Raw genomic sequence first — 24331 nt, forward strand, 5'->3', positions numbered from 1 at the left:
GTTACGTCTGGCTGTTCTTGTAAAGGAGGATGGAATTACCGACCGCGACCAATCCGGCGCTCATCGAGAATACGGCCGCTATAGGCGTCGACCGTCAGAATGACACGCCCGCCTCGCGGTCGGGTGGCACGGACGCGATAGGTATCGCGGCGTCGGTTCATATCGCCCACCGCATAGCCGCGCCGTTCGAGCGAGCGGACGATCTGCCGGGGGCCCATGGTGTCGCGACGCCGCTCTCTGTCCCAATGAGGACGACGGTTCCCCCAGTCGGGCCGCCGGTCATGATCGCGATGCCCGTCATGCCATTGAATCTCTATGATGGCGCCGTGGCTGGCGGCGAAAGATGGTACCGCAAAAGCGGTCGTGATGGTGGCAAGAGCGGCAAATGCGAGAACAGATTTTCTCATCGTCTATAATCCTTAAAGGGACCTGTTTTCGATCAGGTGTAGTGGAACATTAGCCCCAGGCACCTGAACGTTTGCCGAAGATATTGTTCATTCTTGGTTCAGCGAATGACGATTTGTTTCAGCAGATAGAAGGGCTTGAAATTAAAAATGCCCATTCCCAAATGAACAATGCGGTCGCCGTCGATGGGGCCGCCGGCATGAGAATTCGCCAGAATGGGAGTTCTGCCGCCACACAATGCATTCTGTCGCTCGTAAGGAGGGCTAACCCATGCGCCACGTAGATTTTTCACCCCTTTATCGTTCCACCGTTGGTTTTGATCGCTTGTTCTCGATGCTGGATACGCTTGCATCGCCGGAAGGAACGCAGTCCTATCCGCCTTATAATATTGAGCGGACCGGCGAGAACGCCTATCGCATCACCATGGCGGTTGCGGGTTTTTCCGAAAGCGAACTGGAGATCGAAGCGCACCGCAATCTGTTGACCGTGAAAGGCCAGAAGGCCGAAAACGACGCTTCAGAAACTGGTGAAGTGCTTTATCGCGGCATTGCTTCACGCGCTTTCGAGCGCCGCTTCCAGCTTGCGGATTTTGTCGAGGTTGCGGGTGCCAGCCTGAAAAACGGCTTGCTGCATATCGATCTCAAGCGCGAGATTCCCGAACAGATGAAACCGCGCAAGATTGAAGTCGGCACGGCATCGTCTGGCAATACGCAGCAGATCGAGACCAAAACTACTACCCATTAATTGCTGATGGGATGAATGAGAGGGCGGCGCTTGAAGTGCCGCCCCCTTTTTATCAGGCAATCAAAGCGCCAAAACGGTCGACTTCTTCTTCGCTATTGGCGAAACTCGTCACGAAGCGTGCGAAAATTTCGCCTTCGCTGATGCGATCGACTTCCGAATGTGGCGGATTCCAGTCATAGAAAACAGCGCCCGTATTCTGCAACCGGTCATAGACCGACTGTTTCATGATCGCGAAAACTTCGTTGGCTTCGGGTTTCCACGCAAGACGCATCTGGCTTGAAGCATCGATATGCCGGGCAAGGCGGGCTGTGAGCGCGTTGGAATGCCTTGCCAGTTCAAGCCAGAGATCATCGGCCAGATAGGCGTCGAACTGTGCCGCGATGAAACGGGTCTTGGAAAAAAGCTGTGCGGCGCGTTTACGGATGAAAGGCAGGTCGCGCGCGCGTTCGGGGTTCATGAAGACCAGCGCTTCCGCGCACCAGCAGCCGTTTTTCGTACCTCCGAAGGAGACGATATCGACGCCCCGCTTCCACGTCATTTCCGCAGGCGTCAGGTCCAGAGAGACCAGCGCATTGGCAAAACGCGCGCCGTCCATATGCAAGGGGAGGCCGTTCTCGTGGCAGATTTTCGCAATCGTTTCAATATGATCGGGCTGGTAGAGCGTGCCGACTTCCGTGGCTTGCGTGATGCTGACCGCCATGGGCTGGCCGGCATGGACGAAAGCCGGATCAAAACGCTTCAACTCGCGCTTGAGAAGCTCTGGGTCGATGCGCCCCAGAGCGCCATCGATTGGGTGCAGACGCGCGCCGCCGGTAAAATATTCCGGTGCGCCGCATTCATCCTCGATCACATGGGCTTCGCGATGCACCAGAGAAACGCCGCCGGGCCGGTTGACGCTGGCAAGCGCCAATGAATTGGCCGCTGTGCCGGTGCCAACGAAAAATACGGCGACTTCCCGCTCGAACAACTCGTTAAAACGCTGCTCGGCACGCTTGTCGAGTTCGCTGGCGCCATAGGCAGCTGCAAAACCCGCAGCATGTGCTGAAAGGCTTTCAGCGATTTTTGGATGGGCTCCGGCCCAGTTATCGGAAGCAAAATGCAAGTTTCTCTCCGCTGGCAAGGATTGCTGGCGCAAACAGAATGCGTCATTTCAAAAACGTAAAGCGTGTCTATAGCCGGTCGGTGCCAAGGGAGTAACCCGTTTTTAAGAAAAATAAGCGGGCACCGGTTATTTTCCGCGTTCTCAAATTCGTTGGAGCGTCATGGACGTAATTAAATGAGGCCCATCGCCATGGGTGTGACATTTTATTACGCTATATGCCGAAAAAAATCGCGTTTCCATCTTGTGAGCGAATTTGAATTCTGCCATACGTAATTAGGACAGTAATGCTGACTAGTTCACCGATGCTGTCCAATAAAGCACTGCGATTGGCTGAATATCTGCTAAAGTGTTTTCGTCGGTCGCAGAAAGAGAATGTTCGTGCAAGCGGGTACGATCCCCGTTCAAAGGATATTCATTTGGCAGGGAGTTTGGCGCGCCTTTTCTGGCGGGCTGGGTCAACCTGTCCGAGCCTGACAAGAACAAGGCGCTTAAACAATATTCCCCGCGGTGGCTGTTGTCCGCACGCATTGGAACGTCGTCCAACGCCTTGTCGATAAGGCTCTCCACATATGCAAAGCAATTGCGGAATGGCTGTTACCATTCCGGTTTATATCTGATCGCGCGCCCGCAGCGGGCCAAACGGAGGGAATGACGATGACGCATTTGACGCCATCTGTATCGAACGTGGTTTCTCACAACGTACAGAACGGAACTGTCAAAGCTGCGACGACGGCTTCCACCCGAACGGCGCGAAAAACGACGACACATACACGCGGCGTCCCACCCGCCCAGGGGCTTTATAACCCGCAAAACGAACATGACGCCTGCGGCGTCGGCTTCATTGCACATATGAAGGGCAAGAAGTCGCATCAGGTTGTGGAAGACGGCCTGAAAATGCTGGAAAATCTCACTCATCGGGGCGCAGTGGGCGCCGATCCGCTGATGGGCGACGGCGCCGGTATGCTGGTGCAAATTCCCGACCGCTTCTTTCGTGAAGAGATGGCTCGGCAGGGCATCGACCTGCCGCAGCCCGGCCATTATGGCGTCGGCTATCTGTTCATGCCGCGCGATCCGGAACTGCGCGCCCATGCGGAAGAAATAGTCAAGGAAGTGATTGCCGCCGAGGGCCAGCAATTCATCGGCTTTCGTGAGGTGCCGGTCGATAATTCGTCGCTGTCGAAAGCGCCCGACATCGCAGAAACCGAACCTTGCCATCTTCAGGTCTTTATCGGCCGCAGTCCTCTGCTCGAAACGGACGACGATTTCGAACGCCGCCTGTTCGTGCTGCGCAAGGTCATCTCCAATCGCATCTATCAGGAGAATGACGGCAACGATAACGGATTCTACGTCGTTTCCATGTCGGCGCGCACGGTGGTCTATAAGGGCATGTTCCTGGCCTATCAGGTGGGCAGCTATTATCAGGATCTGAAGGACCCGCGTTTTGAAAGTTCTGTAGCGCTTGTTCACCAGCGCTTCTCGACCAACACCTTTCCGTCATGGCGGCTGGCGCATCCGTATCGCATGGTTGCGCATAATGGCGAGATCAACACGCTGCGCGGCAATGTCAACTGGATGGCAGCGCGTCAGGCTTCGGTCGATTCGGAACTGTTCGGCAATGACATTTCCAAGCTCTGGCCGATCTCCTATGAAGGCCAGTCGGATACGGCCTGCTTCGATAACGCTCTCGAATTCCTGCATCAGGGCGGTTACAGCCTCGCCCATGCGATGATGATGCTGATTCCGGAAGCATGGTCCGGAAACAAGCTGATGTCGGACGAACGCAAAGCGTTTTACGAATATCATGCGGCCCTGATGGAACCATGGGACGGTCCTGCCGCGGTAGCCTTTACGGATGGCCGCCAAATCGGTGCGATGCTGGACCGCAACGGCCTGCGCCCGGCCCGTTATATCGTAACGGACGATGATTTCGTTATTCTTGCTTCGGAAGCTGGCGTTTTGCCGGTTGAAGAAAAGAAAGTTGTCAGGAAGTGGCGCCTTCAGCCGGGGCGGATGCTGCTCATCGATATGGAAGAAGGCCGCATCATCTCCGACGAGGAAATCAAGTCGCAGATTGCCCAGAAGCACCCCTATAAGCAATGGCTTGCCAATACGCAGCTTATTCTGGAAGACCTCAATCCGGTCGAGCCGCGTGCACTGCGCAAGGATGTAAGCCTTCTCGACCGCCAGCAGAGCTTCGGCTACACGCAGGAGGACACCAGACTTCTGATGGCGCCCATGGCCACCACCGGCCAGGAAGGGATCGGCTCGATGGGAACGGATACGCCGATTTCGGCCATGTCCGACAAGTCGAAGATGCTGTTCACCTATTTTAAGCAGAATTTCGCTCAGGTCACGAACCCACCGATCGACCCGATCCGCGAAGAACTGGTGATGAGCCTTGTCTCGTTCATCGGCCCACGCCCGAACATCTTCGACCTGGTTGGCACCTCGCGCCGCAAGCGGCTGGAAGTGCGCCAGCCGATCCTGACCAATGGCGATCTGGAAAAGATCCGCTCCATCGGTCATACGGAAGACCGTTTTGATACCAAGACGCTAGACATCACCTACAATACGGGCGAGGGCGCTGCTGGCATGCATGGTGCTATCGAGCGCCTGTGTGACCGTGCGGAAGCTGCTGTCCATGGCGGCTACAACATCGTCATCCTGTCGGACCGTCAGGTCGGACCGGACCGTATTCCGATCCCGGCACTTCTGGCGACGGCTGCGGTACACCATCACCTGATCCGCAAGGGCCTGCGCACCTCGGTTGGCCTTGTGGTGGAATCGGGCGAGCCGCGCGAAGTGCACCATTTCTGCTGCCTGGCTGGCTATGGGGCGGAGGCGATCAATCCCTATCTCGCCTTCGACACGCTGCTCGACATGCATCGCCGCCGCGAATTTCCGCCGGAGGTGGACGAGGATGAAGTGGTCAAGCGCTACATCAAGTCGATAGGCAAGGGCATCCTCAAGGTCATGTCGAAGATGGGCATATCCACCTATCAGTCCTATTGTGGTGCGCAGATTTTCGACGCAGTCGGTTTGCAGTCGGAATTCGTGGACAAGTTCTTCTTTGGCACCGCGACGAGTATCGAAGGTGTCGGTCTGGAGGAAATCGCGGAAGAAACCGTGCGCCGTCATACCGATGCGTTCGGGAACGATCCGGTTTTGCTCACCTCGCTGGAAGTGGGTGGCGAATATGCCTATCGCATGCGCGGCGAGGCGCATATGTGGTCGCCGGATGCCGTGGCAAAGCTTCAGCACGCGGTGCGCACGTCGAACCCGGAAACCTTCACCGAATATACGCGTATGCTCGACGCCAAGTCGTCGCAGGCGAAGACCATTCGCGGGCTGTTCAATATCCGCGTTGCCGGAGAACGCGACCTCAAGCCTGTTTCCATCGATGAAGTCGAATCGGCAACGGAAATCGTCAAGCGCTTCTCGACGGGAGCGATGTCGTTCGGCTCGATCAGCCGAGAGGCGCACACCACGCTTGCGCGTGCGATGAACGCCATCGGCGGCAAGTCCAATACAGGCGAAGGCGGCGAGGAGCCGGACCGCTTCTATGCGCTGCCGGATGGGACGTTGAATCCCGAGCGCTCGGCGATCAAACAGGTTGCGTCGGGACGCTTCGGCGTCACGACGGAGTATCTCGTCAATTCCGATGTGATCCAGATCAAGGTTGCGCAGGGCGCCAAGCCCGGCGAAGGCGGCCAGCTTCCGGGCCACAAGGTCGATGCCACCATCGCCAAGACCCGGCATTCGACGCCGGGCGTGGGCCTGATCTCGCCGCCGCCGCACCACGATATCTATTCCATCGAAGATCTGGCGCAGCTCATCTACGATCTGAAAAACGTCAATCCGGTTGCCGATATTTCGGTCAAGCTGGTGTCGGAGGTGGGCGTGGGCACGGTTGCAGCAGGCGTTGCCAAAGCCCGTGCCGACCACATTACCGTGTCCGGTTATGACGGCGGCACGGGCGCTTCGCCGCTCACTTCGCTGAAGCATGCCGGTAGTCCATGGGAAATCGGTCTTGCCGAAACCCATCAGACACTGGTGTTGAACGGCCTTCGTTCCCGCGTGGCGCTTCAGGTTGATGGCGGTTTGCGCACGGGTCGCGATGTGGTTATCGGCGCGCTGCTCGGTGCCGATGAGTTCGGGTTCTCGACTGCTCCGCTGATCGCGGCAGGCTGCATCATGATGCGCAAATGCCATCTGAACACTTGTCCTGTGGGCGTTGCAACGCAGGATCCGGTTCTGCGCAAGCGCTTCAAGGGTACGCCGGAACACGTCATCAACTTCTTCTTCTATCTGGCGGAGGAAGTGCGGGCGCTGCTGGCCGAGATGGGCTTCACCAAGCTGGAACAGATCATCGGCGAAACGGAGTTGCTCGAAAAGCAGGCGGTGATCGATCACTGGAAGGCCAAAGGCCTCGATTTCAGCCGTATCTTCTACAAGCCTGAAGCCGAGAAACACGAGATATTCTGGACCGAGCGCCAGCATCATCCGATCGATGATATTCTGGACCGCAAGCTGATCGAACTCGCTCAGCCCGCGCTGGACGATCGCCAGCCGGTCAGGATCGATGTGGATATCAAGAATGTCGACCGTTCAGCCGGCGCCATGCTGTCGGGTGAAGTCGCCAAGCGGTTTCGGCATAAGGGACTGCCGGAAGACACCATTGCTGTTACCTTGCGCGGCACTGCGGGCCAGTCCTTTGGTGCGTTCCTGGCGCGTGGGGTTTCATTCGAGCTGATCGGCGACGGCAACGACTATATCGGCAAGGGCCTTTCGGGTGGACGTATCGTCGTCCGCCCGCCGGAAGACACGCGCATCGTTGCTGAAAACTCGATCATTGTCGGCAACACCGTGCTTTACGGTGCGCTTGAGGGCGAGTGTTACTTCCGCGGTGTTGCGGGCGAGCGTTTCGCCGTGCGCAATTCCGGTGCCGTGACGGTTGTCGAAGGCGTGGGTGATCATGGCTGCGAATATATGACTGGCGGTGTCGTCGTGGTCATCGGGCAGACGGGCCGTAATTTCGCGGCGGGCATGTCGGGCGGTGTCGCCTATGTGCTCGACGAGGAAGGCGATTTTGCCCAGCGGTGCAATATGGCGATGGTGGAACTGGAACCGGTTCCAGAAGAAGATGACATCCTCGAAAAGCTGCATCACCATGGCGGGGACCTCATGCACAAGGGCCGTGTGGACGTATCAGTCAACATGACCCATCATGATGAGGAACGTCTTGTGCAGCTGATCGCCAATCATCTGCATTACACTGGCTCGACGCGCGCGAAGGACATTCTCGACAATTGGGAGAGCTATCGCCCCAAATTCGTGAAGGTCATGCCGGTCGAGTACCGTCGCGCTCTGGAAGAGATGGAGCGTATGCAGATCGGTGTGGCGGCGCAATGACCAGATTGCAGTTTCAGATTTCAGCCTCGATCAGCGAGGGAGAGTAATTATATGGGTAAGGTAACTGGTTTTCTTGAGATCGACCGGCAGGTGGCGAAGTATCAGCCGGCTTCGGATCGTATCCGTCATTTCCGCGAATTCACCATTCCGATGACGGATGGCGAAGTACAGAAGCAGGCTGCGCGCTGCATGGATTGCGGCATTCCGTTCTGCCATGGGCCGACGGGCTGTCCGGTTCATAACCAAATCCCGGACTGGAATGATCTCGTCTATAACAACAACTGGGATCAGGCGATCCGCAACCTGCATCTGACCAATAATTTCCCGGAATTTACGGGTCGCGTCTGCCCCGCACCCTGCGAGGAAGCCTGCACATTGAACCTCGAAGATGCGCCGGTGGCCATCAAGACAGTAGAGCAGGCTCTGGGCGACAAGGCCTATGAGCTGGGCCATATCGTGCCGCAGCCCGCAGCCAACAAGACCGGTAAATCGGTGGCGATCATCGGTTCCGGTCCGGCGGGTCTTGCCAGCGCCCAGCAGCTTGTCCGGGCGGGTCATATGGTCGATGTCTACGAGCGCGAAAGCCGCCCGGGCGGTCTGCTTCGCTACGGCATTCCCGATTTCAAGATGGAAAAGCACCTGATCGACCGTCGTATCGCGCAGATGGAAGGCGAGAGCGTGCGCTTCCTTTGCGGCGTCAACATCGGCGTGGACAAGCCGCTGCGCGGCATTCTCGATACCTATGACGCTGTGCTTTATTGCGGCGGCTCGGAAGCTCCGCGTCCAGCTGGAATTCCGGGTGCCGATCTTGAGGGCGTTTATGACGCCATGCCCTATCTGGTACAGCAGAACCGTCGGGTCGGGCGTGAGAATATCGAATCCGTGGCCTGGGCTTCAGCCCCGATCCTTGCTGGCGGCAAACATGTCGTGGTGGTTGGCGGCGGTGATACCGCTTCGGACTGCGTCGGCACGGCTTTCCGTCAGGGGGCCGTCAACGTCACCCAGCTTGACATTCGTCCGCAGCCGCCGGAAAAGGAAGACAAGCTCAGCGTTTGGCCCTACTGGGCAACCAAGATGCGCACCTCGTCCAGCCAGGCGGAGGGTGCTGCGCGCGAGTTTCAGGTCGCAACGCTTGAATTCATCGGCGAAGATGGTCGTCTGACCCATGTGAAATGCTGTCAGGTGGATGAGAAGCGCAAGCCGATCCCCGGTTCGGAATTCTTCATCAAGGCCGATCTTGCTTTCATCGCCATCGGCTTTGCAGGTCCTGCCGAAGACAGCGTGGTGAAGGAGCTGGGCAAGAAGCTCGAAATCGTAACCGACCGTCGCGGCTCGAAGGCGGTCAAGGCCAACGAGCACGATTACCGCACCAATGTGGACAAGCTTTATGCGGCGGGCGATGTGCGCCGTGGCCAGTCGCTGGTTGTCTGGGCCATCCGTGAGGGCCGTCTGGCCGCGCACGCCATTGACGCCGATTTGATGGGTAGTTCCGTTTTGCCGCGTTGATCCTGTCTGGTGAAAAGGCTGGGAAAAGGCCCGGTCATTCAGTTCTTCGCGCTGTTGCGCGGCCATGAGAAGTCGTCGGCCCGTCCGGGTGTGATTTTAGGGTCGGCTGGCTGCGTTTCCGGCTCGTTTTGAGGGAGTGAAAACCTGCTTCCAAGCAGCACGCCGCTATCGTCCCGGCCTATATCGCGCAGGTTGACCGGGGCGATGCGGTCAACAGGTTTGGATGGATCGGATGCTCCGGCGGCAGGCAAAAGCTGTTCGCTGTCCTTGGTGTCGCCAAGCAGGGCCTTCAAGGGCTTTTCGGCATAAAAGGCCAGTTTGCGTTTGCCAGCCGATGTGGTGTTGATGCCGTCATTGGCGCGCAATCGCGCGGTCTGGCCGTTAATGTCGAAGCCTGTCTGGCTGAAATTCCCCTCCTCATCGACGAAACCATCCCAGACATCGACGAATTTGCCACCAGCCTTTTCGGCTGTTGTGCGGTAGATTTCATTGAGTGCAAGCATATCCTGCGACATGCCGCGTGGTCGGAAAGGCGGCTGCCCCACCCAGATCAGCGGATAATGCCCATCGGCAATATCCTTTGTGAAGCTGGAGACACGGCGCTGATATTCCTCAGTCCATTCGGGCGAGCGCACGGCGTAATTCTGGCCCTTGATATTGATCGGCTGGCGATCATTGGAGCCAATCATGACGATGACCGCAGCGGGTTTTTCCTCTTCGAGGATTTTCGCGATATTGGCGGGCCAGTCGAAGTAATCGTCGCGCACGAAGCCGGACGATCCATTGACGCGGTTGACGATACTGATGTCGGGATTGGCGGCGAATGCTATTTCCAGCCCCTCCGCCAGCCCATCGCCGATGAAGTCGCCGACGACGAGAACCTTTTTGGCGTCGGCGCTCTTTTCGACAAAATCGATCTCCGGTTTCACAATAGCTGGCGCCTTTGCGCGGGCAGTCGGCGCCGCAGACTTGGCGGACCGTTTCGGCTTCGCCGGGCGGGTGCGCTGCCGCTTTGGCTGTTCATATTGGCGTTGAGGCTCGGCCTGCCGCTGGCCAAAAAGTAGATCGAAAATGGTGCGGGGGCGTTCCTGCGCAGAGGCGGGAGCAAGGATGAGGCAAAGGACGGCAAAAACCGCAAGCATTGTTGCCGCGACAGAGCTTGCCCTCAATTTGAACTGCCTGGTCTGCATTCCTCTCGCCTTCCTGCCTGTTGAATATTAGTGCTTCTGGCGAAAAAGAAAATGGAGCGCATAATCCCTTATGCGCTCCATGTTTTCCTGAAGCATCTAACGGCGGCGCAGGATGGAAAGCACTTCCTTGCTTGGATGCCCGTCGGTCTGCATCCCGTTGCGCTGCTGGAACGCTTCGATTGCCGCACGCGACGCCGATCCGATCTTGCCGTCTATATTGCCGTTATAATAGCCAAGTTCCCTGAGATGGGTCTGCAATTCCTGACGCTCATTCATGGAGATGGGTGTAAAAGGCCGGTTCCAGTCTCTGTACAGGCCCTGATAGCCACCGATACGGTCCGCGAGCAAGCCAACCCCCAATGCATATTTGTCGGCATTGTTGTAGCGCTTGATGACGAAGAAGTTTTTGGTCATCAGAAATGCCGGTCCCTCGCGGCCATCGAGAACCTTGAGAGTGGCTTTTTCGTTGGCATCGGGGAAGGGGCGTCCGTTTGCGCGGGCAAGGCCCAGCTTGCGCCATTGGGCAATGGTCAGCGAGCCAGCAGGGAATTTTCGTCCCGGCGGAAGCGTCACCTCATAACCCCATGTGCGGCCCGGCTGCCAGCCGTTGCGGTGCAGAAGATTGGCGGCGGTGGCGAGGGCATCGGGTACGGAGTTCCAGATGTCGCGCTTGTCATTGCCGTCCATATCGACTGCATAGGCCTGATAGCTGGTCGGGATGAACTGCGTGTGTCCCATCGCGCCAGCCCATGAACCGCTAAGGTGGCCCCGGTCGATATCGCGGGTCTGGAGAATCTTCATGGCGGCGATCAATTGAGTGCGCCCGAATTTGGCGCGCCGCTTGTCGGCATAGGCGAGAGTTGCGAGCGAACGGATCGTGTCGCGCATGACGTCATCGCGCTTGAGAATCTCGCCATAATTGCTTTCCATCGACCAGATGGCGAGCAAAATATTACGACTGACCGAGAAGCGTTGCTCAATGCGTTTAAGCCATGGGCCCCATTTGCGCGCCATGCTCTGACCGGTGGCGACCGATTCTTCGTTGACGCGATTGTCGATATAGTTCCAGACTGGATCGGTGAATTCCGGTTGATACCGCGCCTTCTCCAGGACGACTGGATCGGGTTCGTTCACACCCTTGAAGGCAAGGTCGAAGGTGGATGGCGTCACCCCGTTCTGAATGGCCGTGTTGCGAAAACCGGCAACCCATTTGCGAAACCCTGCATCTGCGGAAGCATTGCCAGCCGACAGGCCCGATACCAGCATCGCCAGCGCCACAGTTGCCGTGATTCGAGCGCGCATGCCTCGTCCTGGGGTGAATGGAAATCGCAGCATTCTGTGTTTCCCTTTTGCAAGTGTCTTTCTGCCGTCTTGACGGCAAATTCATTCCGTACTGACCTTCATTCATCGAGATTGCATTAGCGCACTAATATTATCCGGTGTTGAATTTAAGGTCGACTCTCTCAAGCCAACATTACTGGCCGCAGGTTAGCATTTGGTTTACCATGCAAAAAAGACGCCCATGATTTAAGCGGCGCTGAAAAAGTGGGGGCTTTATCGATATGTTACGGGATGAACATTTAATGTGATGGCTTGGCTGAGACAGTTTTGCCGTTCTGTAATCAAAATGCCCTATTGGCCGTTATATCGGTTCAAGCCATCGTTGGCTCAGTTTAGTGAAAGTCGAGGAGAGGAATGAGTTCGATTCGTAAAATCCGTAAGGCCGTCTTCCCCGTTGCAGGTCTTGGCACCCGTTTCCTGCCTGCTACCAAATCCATCCCGAAAGAAATGCTGACGGTCGTGGACAAACCCGTCATTCAATATGTGGTCGATGAAGCACGCGAAGCAGGAATCGAGCATCTCATCTTCGTCACCGGACGCAACAAGGCCGTCATCGAGGATTATTTCGATGCGCAGGTGGAGCTTTATTCCACGCTGGCCGAGCGCGGCAAAACTGCCGAGCTGGAGCATCTTCAGGATCTCCAGCCGCAGCCGGGCACGACAAGCTTTACGCGCCAGCAGGTACCGCTCGGTCTTGGCCATGCGGTCTGGTGCGCGCGCGAGCTCGTCGGAGACGAGCCTTTCGCCCTCCTGCTTCCCGATATGGTGATGCAGTCGAAAAAAGGCTGCCTTGCCGAAATGGTTGAGCTTTATGAGCAGACTGGCGGCAATATCATCGCTGTGCAGGAATGCGATCCCGAAGAAGCCCATAAATATGGTATCGTCGGCAAAGGCGAGGCAATTGGAAACGGTTTCGAGATCGACAGGATGGTTGAAAAACCGGCCAAGGGAACTGCGCCGTCCAACCTCTACATCAATGGCCGCTATATTTTGCAGCCGGAGATTTTCGAGCTGTTGAGCAAGCAGGAAAAGGGCGCTGGCAATGAAATTCAGCTCACCGACGCCATGCTGAAACTTGCCGAAGCGCAGCGCTTCTACGGCTTCAACTATCAGGGCCTGACCTTCGATTGCGGCTCAAAGGCAGGCTTCATCGAAGCCAATGTCGCCTTTGCTCTTTGGCGCAAGGATATTCGCTCATCGATCGAGTATTCCATCGCTGATCTTCTCAAGACGATCCAGCCGGAATAAGCCAGTCCGTCTGTTGTGAACCGCAAAACCCCGCCGCTTCGGAATGGCGGGGTTTTTTATGCGGTTCAGCGTTGCAGCTTCACGCCGACATAGACGCTGTTGGAGCGATATTCACGGTCCGCGACCCGGCTTGTCTGGAATTCATGGCGCAGGCGCGCATCAAACCCCATGAAGCGGTTGATCCAATAGGTCGCGCCGATCTGCGCGCCGATTGTATAATCGGTGCCAGTGCCGTCCTTGTTGTCGCGGATATTGACGTCCAGCCTGCCATTGAGACTGAGATTGGAACGCACCTGACGCGTCACATCGAGGCTTGCGAAATGCAGGAGCGAACCGGCAATACCGGGCGTGGTCGACGTATCGACGAGTGTTTGCGCGTAGAGCCGGACATCGATTCCACGTAGCGGAGACCAGTTCATCCTTGCCGCGATGGAGGGCCCGCTTACATCGTCGAGACGCGAATCGTCGCTGTTTGCCTGCATGAAGCCTGCGGCGATTTCGCCGTTGAATTTCTCTCCCCGGTCGAACATCACGCCTCCGCGCAACGCGTATTGCGTCCCGCTGCGCTCATAGCCATTGGGGTCGAAACGTTCATCAAAGATGCGTTTGCCCAGTTCGACTTCGGCGAACGGTCGGAGCGCGGGGGAAAGAGCAAAGCCGCCGCGCAAGACTATGCTGGCATAGCTATTGTCCCGGCCCCTCTGGCTGACCGTACCACCGGAAGCGAGTTCCGCATCGCCATACATATCATGCTGGATGCGGGCGGTTGCGCGCCCGAAGACCAGCCCCGTATCGCGTTCAATACCCAGGCTGCCATCGAGCGTGTGAAGCAGCGGGCGCTTGAGAGCGTCGGTCACGCCGTTCGGACTTGATGCACTTTCGCGGCGCAGCCTGTATCCGGCACTCGCATTGACCGTCGTAAGGTAGTCCAGATCGAAACGAAGATCGCCCTGAATATCCAGGCGCGGCTCGGAAACATCCTGGCCGGAAATGGATTTACTCAGCGTGCCGGAAGCATCAAGAGTGGCCTGATGGCGTGACCAGTCCGATTGGGCGTTGAGACGCAGGGTTGTTTCCGAAAGAACTGCGCTGGAGCCGCCCGAACTATTGTCGCCGTTCGATGTCGCTCGGATGCCCTGCTCAAGCGAAGGACGCAGGATGAACGTGCCGGTGCGGATGCCGATAGGCGCGAAGGGATCGCTCTCCGGCGTGACACGGCGTCCCTGTTCGGGAAGTGCGGGCAGATTTACGCGGCGCGCGCGGCCCGCCCCGTATTCGGGGCCGGGTTCTATTGCGCCTACGCGCATATTATCCGTGGAAAGGCCCGCTGGTTCCGGCTCGTCTGCTATGGGCTCGGGTTCAGGCGGAACGGTGAAATCTGGAGCGGTACTGTTCTGGGCAAGCGGGTCGAAGAACTCATCTTCCATCGTCGGGGGCGCGTCGATGCTGCTGTCAGGCGCTGTAAGCCCATGATTTGCCAGCGTTCCCGGGGAAGAGGCTGAAAGAACGTCTTCGGTGACGCTGCCGCGCAGGCCCACATCCTGCGCATGGATGGGAGAGGAACCGATTGCCACAGCCACACCCGCCAGCAAAAGGCTTCGCAGCCTGCTGGCAAGGGGCGACGATCCGCCGATAACGATCTTGGCAAAATGCATATTATCTTCAAATCATTGCAACATGGTAGATGAATGGTAAAGGGACATGGTTAATTCTTTATTGCCAGAGTGGTCCCGGCGGCGCATTCTGCGGCAACAAATGCTTGGACAACCCGTCGCGAAGAAGCTAACCCTGTGCGCCATGATAAAGCTCGATGAGACCCTTACCCCGGCGGATGCGGAAGCGGCGATCGCTTCTGCGCTGCGCACGATCAAGACGGAAAATGCTGGCCTGCTGGCGCTTGAAGAAGCGCTGGGGAATGGCCTTTCCGGCCCCTTTGCAGAAGCCGTGAAGGTGATTGCCGCTTCAAAAGGGCGGCTCATCATGACGGGGCTGGGCAAGAGCGGCCATGTGGGCGCGAAGCTTGCCGCCACTTTTGCATCGACGGGCACCCCGGCATTCTTCGTCCATGCGGCGGAAGCCAATCACGGCGATCTGGGCATGATCGGCGACAATGATGTCATCGTGGCGCTGTCATGGTCGGGCGAGACCGCTGAATTAAGGGGTATCGTCAATTATTCGCAGCGTTTCCGCATTCCGCTGATTGCGATCACATCGCGCGAAGATTCGGCTTTGGGCCGTGCCGCTACCGTTTCGCTCATTTTGCCGCGAACTGCCGAAGCTTGCCCGCACGGCCTGGCTCCGACTACCTCGACGATGATGCAGCTTGCCATCGGAGATGCATTGGCCATTGCGCTTCTGGAAGCGCGCGGCTTCAGCCCAACGGACTTCCGTACTTTTCACCCGGGCGGCTCGCTGGGCGCCAGCCTCACCCATATCCGCGAGATTATGCACCGCGGCGATCGGTTGCCGCTGGTTAACTGTGGCACGTCAATGCCTGAAGCTATGAAAGTTCAGTCGCACAAGCGCTTCGGCTGTGTGGGCGTGGTGGATGATGAAGGCAATCTCGTGGGGATCGTCACGGATGGCGATCTGGGGCGTAATCTGCATCGCAACCTGTCAGAACTGACGGTTGACGAGGTGATGACGCGCAATCCCAAGACCGTTTCGCCGCAGATGCTTGTCGGTGCGGCAATGAGCCTGCTTGAAGAATATCATATCAGCGTGCTGATCGTGGTGGAGGACGGCAAGCCTGTCGGCCTCGTGCATTTCCACGATCTGCTGCGCATCGGGGCGGCCTGAGATAGGGGAATATGTTATTCCCTAAACCGCGACTTCGACTTCCATATTGACGGGATCGAAGGAAACTACACGCACTTCGGTTCCGACAGGAAGGTCGGGTCCCCTGACACGCCACATCGTATCGTTGATACGGATGCGTCCGCGCCCATTGACGATGGGTTCGGTTAGCGTCGCGCGCTGCCCCACCAATTGCTCGCCGCGCCGGTTGAGCAACGGTTCGTCCTGCCGTCCGCTTGCGCCGAAAAAGCGGCGTCCCGCCAGCACGAATATGATGGCGAGTACGAGAAATAATATGGTCTGCAATTGCCAGCCGAAACCTGCTGTCGAACTGAGCAGAAAGGCGAATGCCCCTGTTACCAGCGCCGCCAGGGCAAACCAGATGAAGAAAAAGCCGGGCGCGAAAACTTCCAGAATGAGCAGGGCCAGCCCGAAGGCGATCCAGTTCCAGAGGCCCAGATCATAAAGGAAATCCACAATCATGATATCCGCCTGTGTTAGCTGCGATTGGTCGGCGGTACGCTGCGTGTGCGTGGCGCAGGCGTGGCTGGTGCGGGATCAGCGGGACTGCTGCTGTTGCCGAAGACTTCCTTCGCAATCGCTCCAATGCCGCCAAGCGATCCGATGAGGGAGCTTGCCTCAAGCGGCATGAGAATGACCTTCTGGTTCTTCGCACTGGCGATATTGCCGATGGCCTCGGTATATTTCTGCGCCACGAAGTAATTGAGCGCCTGCACATTCCCATTGGCCACGGCATCGGAAACCATGGTGGTGGCCTTGGCTTCTGCTTCGGCCAGACGCTCGCGGGCTTCCGCTTCGCGCTTGGCGGCCTCAAGCTTGCCTTCCGCTTCCAGAATTTGCGACTGCTTCTGGCCTTCGGCGCGCAGGATTTGCGCATTGCGGTCGCCCTCGGCTTCCAGAACCTGCGCGCGCTTGTCGCGTTCGGCCTTCATCTGGCGCGCCATGGAGGCGACGATATCCTGGGGCGGGTTGATGTCCTTGATTTCCACGCGGGTCATCTTGAGGCCCCATGGATGGGCGGCTTCATCGACCACGCGCAGCAGCCGGTCATTGATCGCATCGCGGTTGGAGAGCAGCTCATCAAGATCCATTGAACCCATGACGGTGCGGATATTGGTCATGGTGAGGTTGAGGAGCGCATATTGCAGATTGGAAACCTGATAGGCGGCCTGCGCTGCATTGAGCACCTGATAGAAGGCCACGCCATCTACACCGACAATGGCGTTGTCGCGGGTGATGACCTCCTGGGTTGGCACGTCGAGCACCTGTTCCATCATATTGAGCCGCGCACCGACGCGGTCGAAGAAGGGTACGATCAGATTGAGGCCGGGCATCAGCGTGCGGGTATAACGGCCAAAACGCTCGACCGTATAATTATAACCCTGTGGCACGGTCTTGATACCGGCAAAAAGTGCCGCCAGAACAAGTGCTGCCAGAATGAGCAGCGTGATGTCGAAACCTGTCATTGATTGTATCCCTTCGGTAAGACAACCAGTCTAGCAGGAGAGAGGGGAAGATGGGAGTAGGGGAATATGGGAGCATGTTTTGCAGTTTTCGCCTGCTCCATCACTCCCTTAAACCCAGCCTTGCAATTCACGGCGCACCAGCGTTTCGATAACCTTCATGCCATCTTCGCCATCGTTGAGACAGGGAATATGGCTGAAATTCTCGCCGCCATTTTCATGGAATGCTTCGGCGGCTTCATTGCCGATTTCATCGACGGTTTCGAGGCAATCGACGACAAAGCCCGGATTGAGTACCGCCACGGATTTCACGCCCTGCCGCGCTAGTTCTTCTACCGTTTCGTCAGTGTAGGGTTGCAGCCATTCTTCCGGCCCGAAACGGGACTGGAAAGTGGAACGGAACTGTTTTTCATCCATGCCAAGACGCGCGCGCAGAAGACGCGACGTTTCGAGGCATTGGGCGCGATAGGGATCGCCCTTGTCGGAATAGCTCTTTGGAATGCCGTGATAGGAAGCAAGAATCACTTCCGGCTTGAAATCGAGCGTCGCCAGATGGCTCTCGATGGAATGCGCCAGCGCCTCGATATAAACCGGTTCTGTTTCATAGGACGGGACGGTGCGCACGGCTGGCATGAAGCGCTTTTTCATCAGCGCTTCAAAGAACTTGTCGTTCACGGTCGCGGTCGTGGTTGCAGAATATTGCGGGTAGAGCGGGAACATGACGATCCGCTCGCAGCCCTGCTGCAAAAGCCGGTCGGTTACGGTTTCAATCGATGGCTGGCCATAGCGCATCGCCCAGTCCACCACGACATTGGGGTGATCTTTGAGCGCCTGCGCCAGCTTTTCGCCCTGTGAGCGGGTGTAGGTGCGCAGGGGCGATTCGTTTTGCACACGGTTCCAGATGCGATCATAGAGCTTGCCAGAACGCGATGGGCGGGTCATCAGCACGATGCCGTAAAGGATAGGATACCAGATCAGGCGCGGCCATTCGATGACCCGGCGATCAGAGAGAAATTCCGAAAGATAACGCCACATCGGCACATAGCTGGTGCCATCCGGTGTCCCCAGATTGACCAGAAGAACGCCGACCTTCGGCAGTTTTGCCGCTGGAATCTGATTCTGCGCCGCGCTGATTGTGGCCTGTGCTTTATCCATCTCACTCATTTTCCGATTCCTGATGTCCGGAAACTAGAGTATTAAGGACAAATTACAATCCGGACAAAGAGGCGCGGCTCTCAGCCGCCCATTCAGCCTGCCGCGCGGCGGGTCAGCGAGAAGTGCGATCCCGTCGATGTGGTGCAGTTTAGCTGCGAGGGGGAAACCAGCGCGCAATTAACTTTTGAACTGGTGCCGCGAACGATCGAACGCAGATCGATCTCGACGAGTTGCGGCGAGCGGTAACGGTAGTTGCCTTCTGCCAGCCGCTCATTGGTGTCGGTCGTGCGCGTTTCAAAAATGCCCTTGTTGAAGGAAGAAAGAATGCCGTTCGCATCCACCCAGTTTCCGTCGATACCCGACGGCGCGCGCGATACGACCGGAACATTGCCGCTCCCGCCCGGACCGGTTGCAATGCAGGCAGCCAGCACAAGCGGCATGAGTGCCATGGGGCCGATGATGCGCAAGCGTTTCATGTCCTCGTCTCCATAAAAGGTTTCTTATGTGATGTATTGAAATTTACACGAAAACAAGCCCCTTTGAACGAGGATGCCAAAACTGTTGCGAAACTGCCGCAACGCGCGGCTCGTCAGCGAACCAGAATATTGCGAAACTGCCAGGGATCGCTCTTGTCGACATCTTCCGCAAACAGCGCACCGCGTCCTTCCAGCGGCGTCCAGTCTGTGTAATAGCCCTCAACAGGACCCAGATAGGGTGCCTGCACCTCAAGGCAGCGGCGATAATCCATCTCATCGGTTTCAACGATCCCGCTCTGCGGATTTTCCAATGCCCAGACCATTCCGGCGAGAACTGCGGATGCAACCTGCAGGCCGGTCGCATTCTGGTAGGGTGCGAGCCTGCATGCTTCCTTCACGCTTAAATGTGATCCATACCAATAGGCATTCTTGTCATGACCATAGAGCAGGACCCCGAGTTCATCCGTGCCATCGACTATTTCGGATGCTTCAAGCACATGCTGCACCGGCTGTGCCTTGCCGCTCGCGCCGAACATTTCATCCAGCGATAGCAGCGCATCGTTGCAGGGATGATAAGCATAGTTGCAGGTGGGACGGTAATCGAGTTTACCCTTCTTGTTGCGCAAAGTGAAGAAATCGGCAATCGAGATGGCTTCATTATGGGTAACGAGCAAGCCATATTGCGCCCCATGGGTTGGGCACCAGGACCTGACGCGCGTATTGCCGCCGGGCTGTTCGAGGAAAATGGCCGCCTTGTTGCCTTTCTTTTGCCTGCGCGCGTTTTTGGGCTTCCATTTTTCATGCGTGCCCCAGCCAAGTTCAGCCGGCTGCAGCCCTTCGGCGATAAAGCCTTCGACGGACCATGTGTTCCAGAAAGTACCGAAAGGCTTGGGCATTTTCGCGCGCTGCGTGTCGCGTTCGGCGATATGAATGCCTTTGACGCCCGCTTTCTTCATCAACCTTGCCCAGCTCTCCCGGTCATCAGCGGCGGGTTCCACGAAGTCGAGCGCAAGTTCCGAGGCAAGATTGATGAGCGCCTTCTTGACGAACCAGGACACCATGCCCGGATTGGCGCCGCAGCAGGAAACGGCAGTCGGACCTCCGGGATGTTTGCGCTTTTCCGCGCGCACGGTTTCGCGCAATGCATAATTGGTCCGCGCGGCATTATCGGCCTTGGCGTCGAAATAGAAGCCCAGCCACGGCTCCACGACCGTATCAATATAAAGCGCGCCATGTTTGCGGCTTACGCGCATCAGATCAAGGGAGCTTGTGTCGACAGAGAGATTAACGACGAATGGCTGTCCTTCCACGTCTTGCAGAAGCGATCCCAACAGTTCCCTGCAGTTTTCTTTTGTGACGGCCTCCTTGATGAAGCGTATATTCCTGTCATCGAGGATCTTGCGGTTTTTCTCGCTCGGGTCGATCACCACCATCCGGGATTTGTCGAATTTGAAATGGCGTTCGATCAACGGCAGCGTGCCGCAGCCAATCGACCCGAAACCGATCATGATGAGAGGGCCGGTAATTTCGCCGTAGGCAGGCCATTTCGCTTTCGCCATTTTTTCTCTCTTTCGCTTTCTATATCCCGACGAGTCGAGCGTGGATGAGGCCGCGCAGGGAATTGCCGACAAGAATATTGCGCGCCTTGCGCAGACCATCGACCGTAAGCACGGTCTCCTGCACTGCCCCATTACCGAGAAGCTCGCGCCGCAGCACACCGTCGAGCAGGCCGCAGGAAAGCGCAGGCGTTACGCAGGCAGGCTGGCCTGTATCCACAAAAATCGATGTGATGGTGCCTTCGCAGACCTCATCGCGCTCATTGAGCAGGATGACTTCATCGATTTCGGAAGCGGCATATTCCTCGCGCGCGGCAATATAAGCCTGGCGCTGCGTGCTCTTGTGTCGAAGCAGCTCATCGTCGGCGCGCAGCCGGGTGCGCGCAATGGCGATGCGCCACAGGGTGTGGGCCGCGAGCGGCTGATATGGTGCGCTCGTTATGTCCACCGTGCCGTCGGGTGCCAGGGTCAGGCGCAGTCGAAGCGAAACCTCGCCGGTCAGGGTTTCCGCCAGTTTGCGCTGGATGGTGTCCATATCGTAATAAAAGCCCAGTGTACGGGCCGAATTTTCCAGGCGCGCCATATGCAATTTGCGGCGCAATATGCTGGAAAGCGGCTCCCAGCGCATTGTTTCGATAAGCTGATAGTCGGGTCTGTGCTGCCTTATATTCGCGCTGCGGGTTTCTGGCCCGTTGCGAATCGCGCCTTCAGAAGACATTCCTCATACTCCGCCTGCGCGGTGGAATCGAAAATCACACCGCCTCCGACATTGAAAATCGCACGATTCTCGTCATGAAGCGAGATGGTTCGGATGGCGACGTTGAAACGCATCCGACCGCCGGGCTCTATCCAGCCGAGCGAACCGCAATAGACATCACGCGGGGTGCATTCCAGCCCATGCAGAATTTGCATGGCGCTGATTTTCGGCGCGCCGGTAATCGAGCCGCAGGGGAAAAGCGCGGCAAAGATCGAACGCAGGGAAAGGCCGGGCTTGAGCCTTGCCCGCACGCGGCTGATCATCTGGTGAACGGTCGGGTAGCTTTCCACCCGGAAAAGTTCAGGAACATCGAGCGATCCTACCTGGCTGATAAGCGATATGTCATTGCGCAACAAATCGACGATCATGCGGTTCTCGGCCCTGTTTTTCGGGTCATTCATTAAAAAGCGGCGGTTCTGCTCGTCCTCTTGTGGTGTCGCCCCGCGCGGCATGGTGCCTTTCATGGGATGGGTTTCAATCCATCCCTCGCTATCCACTTCAAAGAACAGTTCCGGAGAGCGCGACAGGACGGCAGGTCCGCCCAGATTGCAAAAAGTTGCGTAATGCACCGGCTGGCGCTTTGCGAGCGCATTGAACAGGACAAGCGGATCGCCGCCCCATTGCGCATGAACCGGAAATGTCAGATTGCCCTGATAGCAATCGCCCTCGCGCAAGTGCCGGTGCAGCCGCTCGAAGCGGGGCCGGTAATCCTCGAACGACCATTGGGCGACGGGATTGCGCAGGAAGGTTGCGCCGTCATCATCTTGATGGTGCAGTGTCTCATCCGATGGTCCGTCGAAGACGCCGAAGCACAGCAGCGGTGCCTTGCGGCCGTCCGGCAAAAGCTGTTGCAGCCTGGGTTCGAGCAGATAACCGGCCTCATAGGAGAGATAGCCCGCCAGCCACTTTCCCGCTTCGTGCGCTGTCTGCATGGCGGACCATGCCGCTTCGAAATCCTGCGGATCATCCGCGCGGATAATAGCCGAAGGGGCCGCGAAAAGCACTTCGCGGTCCGCCTTGTCATCGCGAAACAAAATAAGCGGCTGGTCTTTGCCCGGCAGGCTCACGGCTTTCTCAGTCTTCCATGGCTTCCAGCTCATCGATAATGCCTTCGATTACCGACAAGCCCTTGCTCCAGAAATCCGGGTCCGACGCATCGAGGCCGAATGGCGCCAGCAATTCCTTGTGATGCTTGGTGCCGCCTGCTTTCAGCATGTCGAAATATTTCTGCTGAAATCCTTTTTCCGAATCCTGATAAACCGCGTAGAGCGAGTTCACCAGACAATCGCCAAATGCATAGGCATAGACATAGAACGGCGAATGAATGAAATGCGGAATATAGGTCCAGAAGGTTTCATAGCCGGGATTGAGACGCACGGCATCGCCAAGGCTTTCGCGCTGCACATCCATCCAGATTTCACCGATGCGCTCCGAGGTCAGTTCGCCTTCGCGGCGTTCCGTATGAATGCGGCGCTCGAACTGGTAGAAGGCGATCTGGCGCACGACCGTATTGATCATATCTTCGGCCTTCTGCGCCAGCATCGCCTTGCGCTCACGCTTGTTCTTCGTACGCTCAAGCAGCGAACGGAAGGTTAGCATTTCGCCGAACACGGAAGCAGTTTCGGCCAGCGTCAGCGGGGTCGAGGCCATCAGCGCGCCCTGTTTGCCCGCCAGAACCTGATGCACGCCATGGCCCAGCTCATGGGCGAGCGTCATCACATCGCGCGGCTTGCCCATATAGTTGAGCAATACATAGGGATGCGCGGAAGGCACGGTCGGATGCGCAAAGGCGCCGGGTGCCTTGCCCGGACGAACGGGCGCATCGATCCAGTTTTTGTCGAAGAAGTTTCGGGCGATGTCTGCCATTTCCGGCGCGAAATTGCCATAGGCTGAAAGAACGGTCTCTCGCGCTTCATCCCATGAAATCAGCGCCTGCGGCGTTTCGGGCAGCGGCGCGTTGCGGTCCCAGTTCTCAAGCTTGTCCAGACCGAGCCATCTGGCTTTTAGCGCATAATAGCGGTGGGAAAGGCGCGGATAGGCATCCTCGACGGCTTTGGCAAGCGCATCAACCACTTTGCGTTCGACGCGATTGGCAAGGTGGCGGCTGTCGGCGATGTCTTCAAAGCCGCGCCAGCGATCGGAAATTTCTTTGTCCTTGGCAAGTGTATTGGTGATGAGCGTGAAACTGCGCAGATTGGCGCCAAATGTCCTGGCAAGAGCATCGGATGCTTTTTTGCGCACCGCGCCATCGGCATCCTGCAACAGATTGAGCGTCGGCTCGATGGCAAGTTCTTCGCCGTCGATTTCGAAGCGCAAGCCAGACATGGTTTCATCGAACAGCCGGTTCCAGGCGCTGTAGCCCGTAATCGACTTCTCATGGAAAAGCTGCTCAAGCTTGTCGTCAAGCTGATAGGGCTTGTCCATGCGCAGATCTTCCAGCCACGGGCGATAATGTCCGATCTGCGGATTTGTGTTCATCGCCTTTTCGAGAACGGCATCCTCGATCCGGTTGATTTCAAGGCTGAAGAAGATGAGCGGGGTGTTGGCGTCGGTCAGCTTCTGCTGCACATCGCCGAAAAGCTTCATCCGCTTGGGATCGGTGGTGTCGCCGTAATAGTAAAGGCCGGCGAAAGAGGCGATACGGCCCATCAATTCGCCGAGCGCTTCGAACTCCTTTATCGCTTCGGCAAAATTTCCGCCACCAGCCTTTGCGACTTCCCCGCCGAGTTTGCCTTTCCAGCGTTTTTCAAAATCGGCGGCATCCTTTGCTGCCTTTTCCAGATCGGCGGCAAGCTTAGGGCTTTCGGCGGAAGGGTAAAGGTCGCTCAGGTTCCATTCGGGCAGATCGCCCAGATCTGCCTTCGGGGCTGCACCGGCGTCTGAGGCGGGCATGGAAGATAGGCAGCTAAGCGAAATGGATTCTGAAAAACGGTTCATGACATTCTCCTGTTGGCTTTCTTCTCGCATGTCTTTTAAGGATCGCCAAGAGGTGAGATGCCGTGATACGGGAAGGCCATTCTTTCGGGGATGCGGCATTTGCGCAGTGGCTTGAGACTTGCATTAAAACAGTCCGTTGCCCCAAATGGCTGGCTTGGAATCAGAAATCTGCAACATATTGGGATATTCGGATATAAGCGCCGCTGATAAGTGAAGCAGTTC

18 protein-coding genes are annotated in these 24331 nt (G+C 57.2%); 5 read left to right on the plus strand and 13 right to left on the minus strand.

Going from position 1 to position 24331, the window contains the following annotated elements:
- Nucleotides 1-35: 35 nt before the first annotated feature.
- Nucleotides 36-407: an antifreeze protein gene (locus tag KUG47_RS12270; RefSeq protein WP_217678266.1), complete on the minus strand. Its 372-nt coding sequence runs from the start codon at nucleotides 405-407 to the stop codon at nucleotides 36-38.
- Nucleotides 408-675: 268 nt separating this feature from the next.
- Between KUG47_RS12270 and KUG47_RS12275 the strand changes: the two genes are divergently transcribed.
- On the plus strand, nucleotides 676-1149 hold the full coding sequence (locus tag KUG47_RS12275; RefSeq protein ID WP_217678267.1) for an Hsp20 family protein: 474 nt from the start codon (nucleotides 676-678) through the stop codon (nucleotides 1147-1149).
- Between the two features lie 52 nt (nucleotides 1150-1201).
- On the opposite strand, the gene KUG47_RS12280 is transcribed toward KUG47_RS12275, so the two are convergent.
- On the minus strand, nucleotides 1202-2251 hold the full coding sequence (locus tag KUG47_RS12280; protein WP_217678268.1) for a threonine aldolase family protein: 1050 nt from the start codon (nucleotides 2249-2251) through the stop codon (nucleotides 1202-1204).
- Between the two features lie 654 nt (nucleotides 2252-2905).
- Here KUG47_RS12280 and gltB point away from each other — a divergent pair.
- Both gltB and KUG47_RS12290 read left to right on the plus strand, forming a co-directional pair.
- The gene (gene gltB / locus KUG47_RS12285) at nucleotides 2906-7663 is read left to right on the plus strand and encodes a glutamate synthase large subunit (protein WP_217678269.1); all 4758 of its coding nucleotides are present in this window, start codon (nucleotides 2906-2908) and stop codon (nucleotides 7661-7663) included.
- Nucleotides 7664-7714: 51 nt separating this feature from the next.
- Nucleotides 7715-9169 (plus strand): glutamate synthase subunit beta, encoded by a 1455-nt coding sequence (locus tag KUG47_RS12290; RefSeq protein WP_217678270.1) that lies wholly within the window; start codon nucleotides 7715-7717, stop codon nucleotides 9167-9169.
- Nucleotides 9170-9207: 38 nt separating this feature from the next.
- On the opposite strand, the gene KUG47_RS12295 is transcribed toward KUG47_RS12290, so the two are convergent.
- Nucleotides 9208-10359 carry an SGNH/GDSL hydrolase family protein gene (locus tag KUG47_RS12295; protein ID WP_217678271.1) on the minus strand — a complete coding sequence of 384 codons (1152 nt, stop codon included), beginning with the start codon at nucleotides 10357-10359 and terminating at the stop codon, nucleotides 9208-9210.
- 96 nt (nucleotides 10360-10455) lie between these two features.
- Nucleotides 10456-11694: a lytic murein transglycosylase gene (locus KUG47_RS12300; RefSeq protein WP_217678272.1), complete on the minus strand. Its 1239-nt coding sequence runs from the start codon at nucleotides 11692-11694 to the stop codon at nucleotides 10456-10458.
- Between the two features lie 360 nt (nucleotides 11695-12054).
- Here KUG47_RS12300 and galU point away from each other — a divergent pair, with 360 nt between their 5' ends.
- On the plus strand, nucleotides 12055-12948 hold the full coding sequence (galU, locus tag KUG47_RS12305; protein WP_217678273.1) for a UTP--glucose-1-phosphate uridylyltransferase GalU: 894 nt from the start codon (nucleotides 12055-12057) through the stop codon (nucleotides 12946-12948).
- Nucleotides 12949-13013: 65 nt separating this feature from the next.
- Here galU and KUG47_RS12310 read toward each other — a convergent pair whose 3' ends face one another.
- Nucleotides 13014-14603, minus strand: coding sequence for an outer membrane beta-barrel protein (locus KUG47_RS12310; RefSeq protein ID WP_217678274.1), 1590 nt, complete (start codon nucleotides 14601-14603; stop codon nucleotides 13014-13016).
- A 142-nt stretch (nucleotides 14604-14745) separates the two neighbouring features.
- Here KUG47_RS12310 and KUG47_RS12315 point away from each other — a divergent pair, with 142 nt between their 5' ends.
- The gene (locus KUG47_RS12315; RefSeq protein WP_217678432.1) at nucleotides 14746-15747 is read left to right on the plus strand and encodes a KpsF/GutQ family sugar-phosphate isomerase; all 1002 of its coding nucleotides are present in this window, start codon (nucleotides 14746-14748) and stop codon (nucleotides 15745-15747) included.
- Between the two features lie 21 nt (nucleotides 15748-15768).
- Here the strand turns inward: KUG47_RS12315 and KUG47_RS12320 are convergent, their stop codons facing one another.
- From KUG47_RS12320 to KUG47_RS12355, 8 genes are all read right to left on the minus strand, one after another.
- Nucleotides 15769-16227: an NfeD family protein gene (locus KUG47_RS12320; RefSeq protein ID WP_217678275.1), complete on the minus strand. Its 459-nt coding sequence runs from the start codon at nucleotides 16225-16227 to the stop codon at nucleotides 15769-15771.
- Nucleotides 16228-16241: 14 nt separating this feature from the next.
- Nucleotides 16242-17231, minus strand: coding sequence for an SPFH domain-containing protein (locus KUG47_RS12325; RefSeq protein WP_217678276.1), 990 nt, complete (start codon nucleotides 17229-17231; stop codon nucleotides 16242-16244).
- Nucleotides 17232-17339: 108 nt separating this feature from the next.
- Nucleotides 17340-18392 (minus strand): ferrochelatase, encoded by a 1053-nt coding sequence (hemH, locus tag KUG47_RS12330; protein WP_217678277.1) that lies wholly within the window; start codon nucleotides 18390-18392, stop codon nucleotides 17340-17342.
- 83 nt (nucleotides 18393-18475) lie between these two features.
- Nucleotides 18476-18859, minus strand: a complete 384-nt coding sequence (omp10, locus tag KUG47_RS12335) for an outer membrane lipoprotein Omp10 (protein ID WP_217678278.1) — start codon at nucleotides 18857-18859, stop codon at nucleotides 18476-18478.
- A gap of 113 nt (nucleotides 18860-18972) precedes the next feature.
- Entirely contained in the window at nucleotides 18973-20418 is a 1446-nt protein-coding gene (locus tag KUG47_RS12340) for a homospermidine synthase (RefSeq protein WP_217678279.1), read from the minus strand.
- Between the two features lie 19 nt (nucleotides 20419-20437).
- Nucleotides 20438-21133: an aminotransferase class IV family protein gene (locus KUG47_RS12345; protein ID WP_217678280.1), complete on the minus strand. Its 696-nt coding sequence runs from the start codon at nucleotides 21131-21133 to the stop codon at nucleotides 20438-20440.
- Nucleotides 21079-22272 (minus strand): aminodeoxychorismate synthase component I, encoded by a 1194-nt coding sequence (locus KUG47_RS12350; protein WP_254799542.1) that lies wholly within the window; start codon nucleotides 22270-22272, stop codon nucleotides 21079-21081. Before KUG47_RS12350 ends, KUG47_RS12345 begins: the two co-directional genes overlap by 55 nt.
- Nucleotides 22247-24109, minus strand: a complete 1863-nt coding sequence (locus KUG47_RS12355; RefSeq protein WP_217678281.1) for a M3 family oligoendopeptidase — start codon at nucleotides 24107-24109, stop codon at nucleotides 22247-22249. Before KUG47_RS12355 ends, KUG47_RS12350 begins: the two co-directional genes overlap by 26 nt.
- Nucleotides 24110-24331 lie beyond the last annotated feature (222 nt).

It is taken from the genome of Falsochrobactrum tianjinense (genome assembly GCF_019100495.1).
Lineage (GTDB): Bacteria > Pseudomonadota > Alphaproteobacteria > Rhizobiales > Rhizobiaceae > Brucella > Brucella tianjinense.

Coding starts and splice junctions, on each gene's coding strand:
- KUG47_RS12270 (WP_217678266.1), bottom strand. CDS start 407: ATGAGAAAATCTGTTCTCGCATTTGCCGCTCTTGCCACCATCACGACC.
- KUG47_RS12275 (WP_217678267.1), top strand. CDS start 676: ATGCGCCACGTAGATTTTTCACCCCTTTATCGTTCCACCGTTGGTTTT.
- gltB (WP_217678269.1), top strand. CDS start 2,906: ATGACGCATTTGACGCCATCTGTATCGAACGTGGTTTCTCACAACGTA.
- KUG47_RS12290 (WP_217678270.1), top strand. CDS start 7,715: ATGGGTAAGGTAACTGGTTTTCTTGAGATCGACCGGCAGGTGGCGAAG.
- KUG47_RS12295 (WP_217678271.1), bottom strand. CDS start 10,359: ATGCAGACCAGGCAGTTCAAATTGAGGGCAAGCTCTGTCGCGGCAACA.
- KUG47_RS12300 (WP_217678272.1), bottom strand. CDS start 11,694: ATGCTGCGATTTCCATTCACCCCAGGACGAGGCATGCGCGCTCGAATC.
- galU (WP_217678273.1), top strand. CDS start 12,055: ATGAGTTCGATTCGTAAAATCCGTAAGGCCGTCTTCCCCGTTGCAGGT.
- KUG47_RS12310 (WP_217678274.1), bottom strand. CDS start 14,603: ATGCATTTTGCCAAGATCGTTATCGGCGGATCGTCGCCCCTTGCCAGC.
- KUG47_RS12315 (WP_217678432.1), top strand. CDS start 14,746: ATGATAAAGCTCGATGAGACCCTTACCCCGGCGGATGCGGAAGCGGCG.
- KUG47_RS12320 (WP_217678275.1), bottom strand. CDS start 16,227: ATGATTGTGGATTTCCTTTATGATCTGGGCCTCTGGAACTGGATCGCC.
- KUG47_RS12325 (WP_217678276.1), bottom strand. CDS start 17,231: ATGACAGGTTTCGACATCACGCTGCTCATTCTGGCAGCACTTGTTCTG.
- hemH (WP_217678277.1), bottom strand. CDS start 18,392: ATGAGTGAGATGGATAAAGCACAGGCCACAATCAGCGCGGCGCAGAAT.
- omp10 (WP_217678278.1), bottom strand. CDS start 18,859: ATGAAACGCTTGCGCATCATCGGCCCCATGGCACTCATGCCGCTTGTG.
- KUG47_RS12340 (WP_217678279.1), bottom strand. CDS start 20,418: ATGGCGAAAGCGAAATGGCCTGCCTACGGCGAAATTACCGGCCCTCTC.
- KUG47_RS12345 (WP_217678280.1), bottom strand. CDS start 21,133: ATGTCTTCTGAAGGCGCGATTCGCAACGGGCCAGAAACCCGCAGCGCG.
- KUG47_RS12350 (WP_254799542.1), bottom strand. CDS start 22,272: ATGAGCTGGAAGCCATGGAAGACTGAGAAAGCCGTGAGCCTGCCGGGC.
- KUG47_RS12355 (WP_217678281.1), bottom strand. CDS start 24,109: ATGAACCGTTTTTCAGAATCCATTTCGCTTAGCTGCCTATCTTCCATG.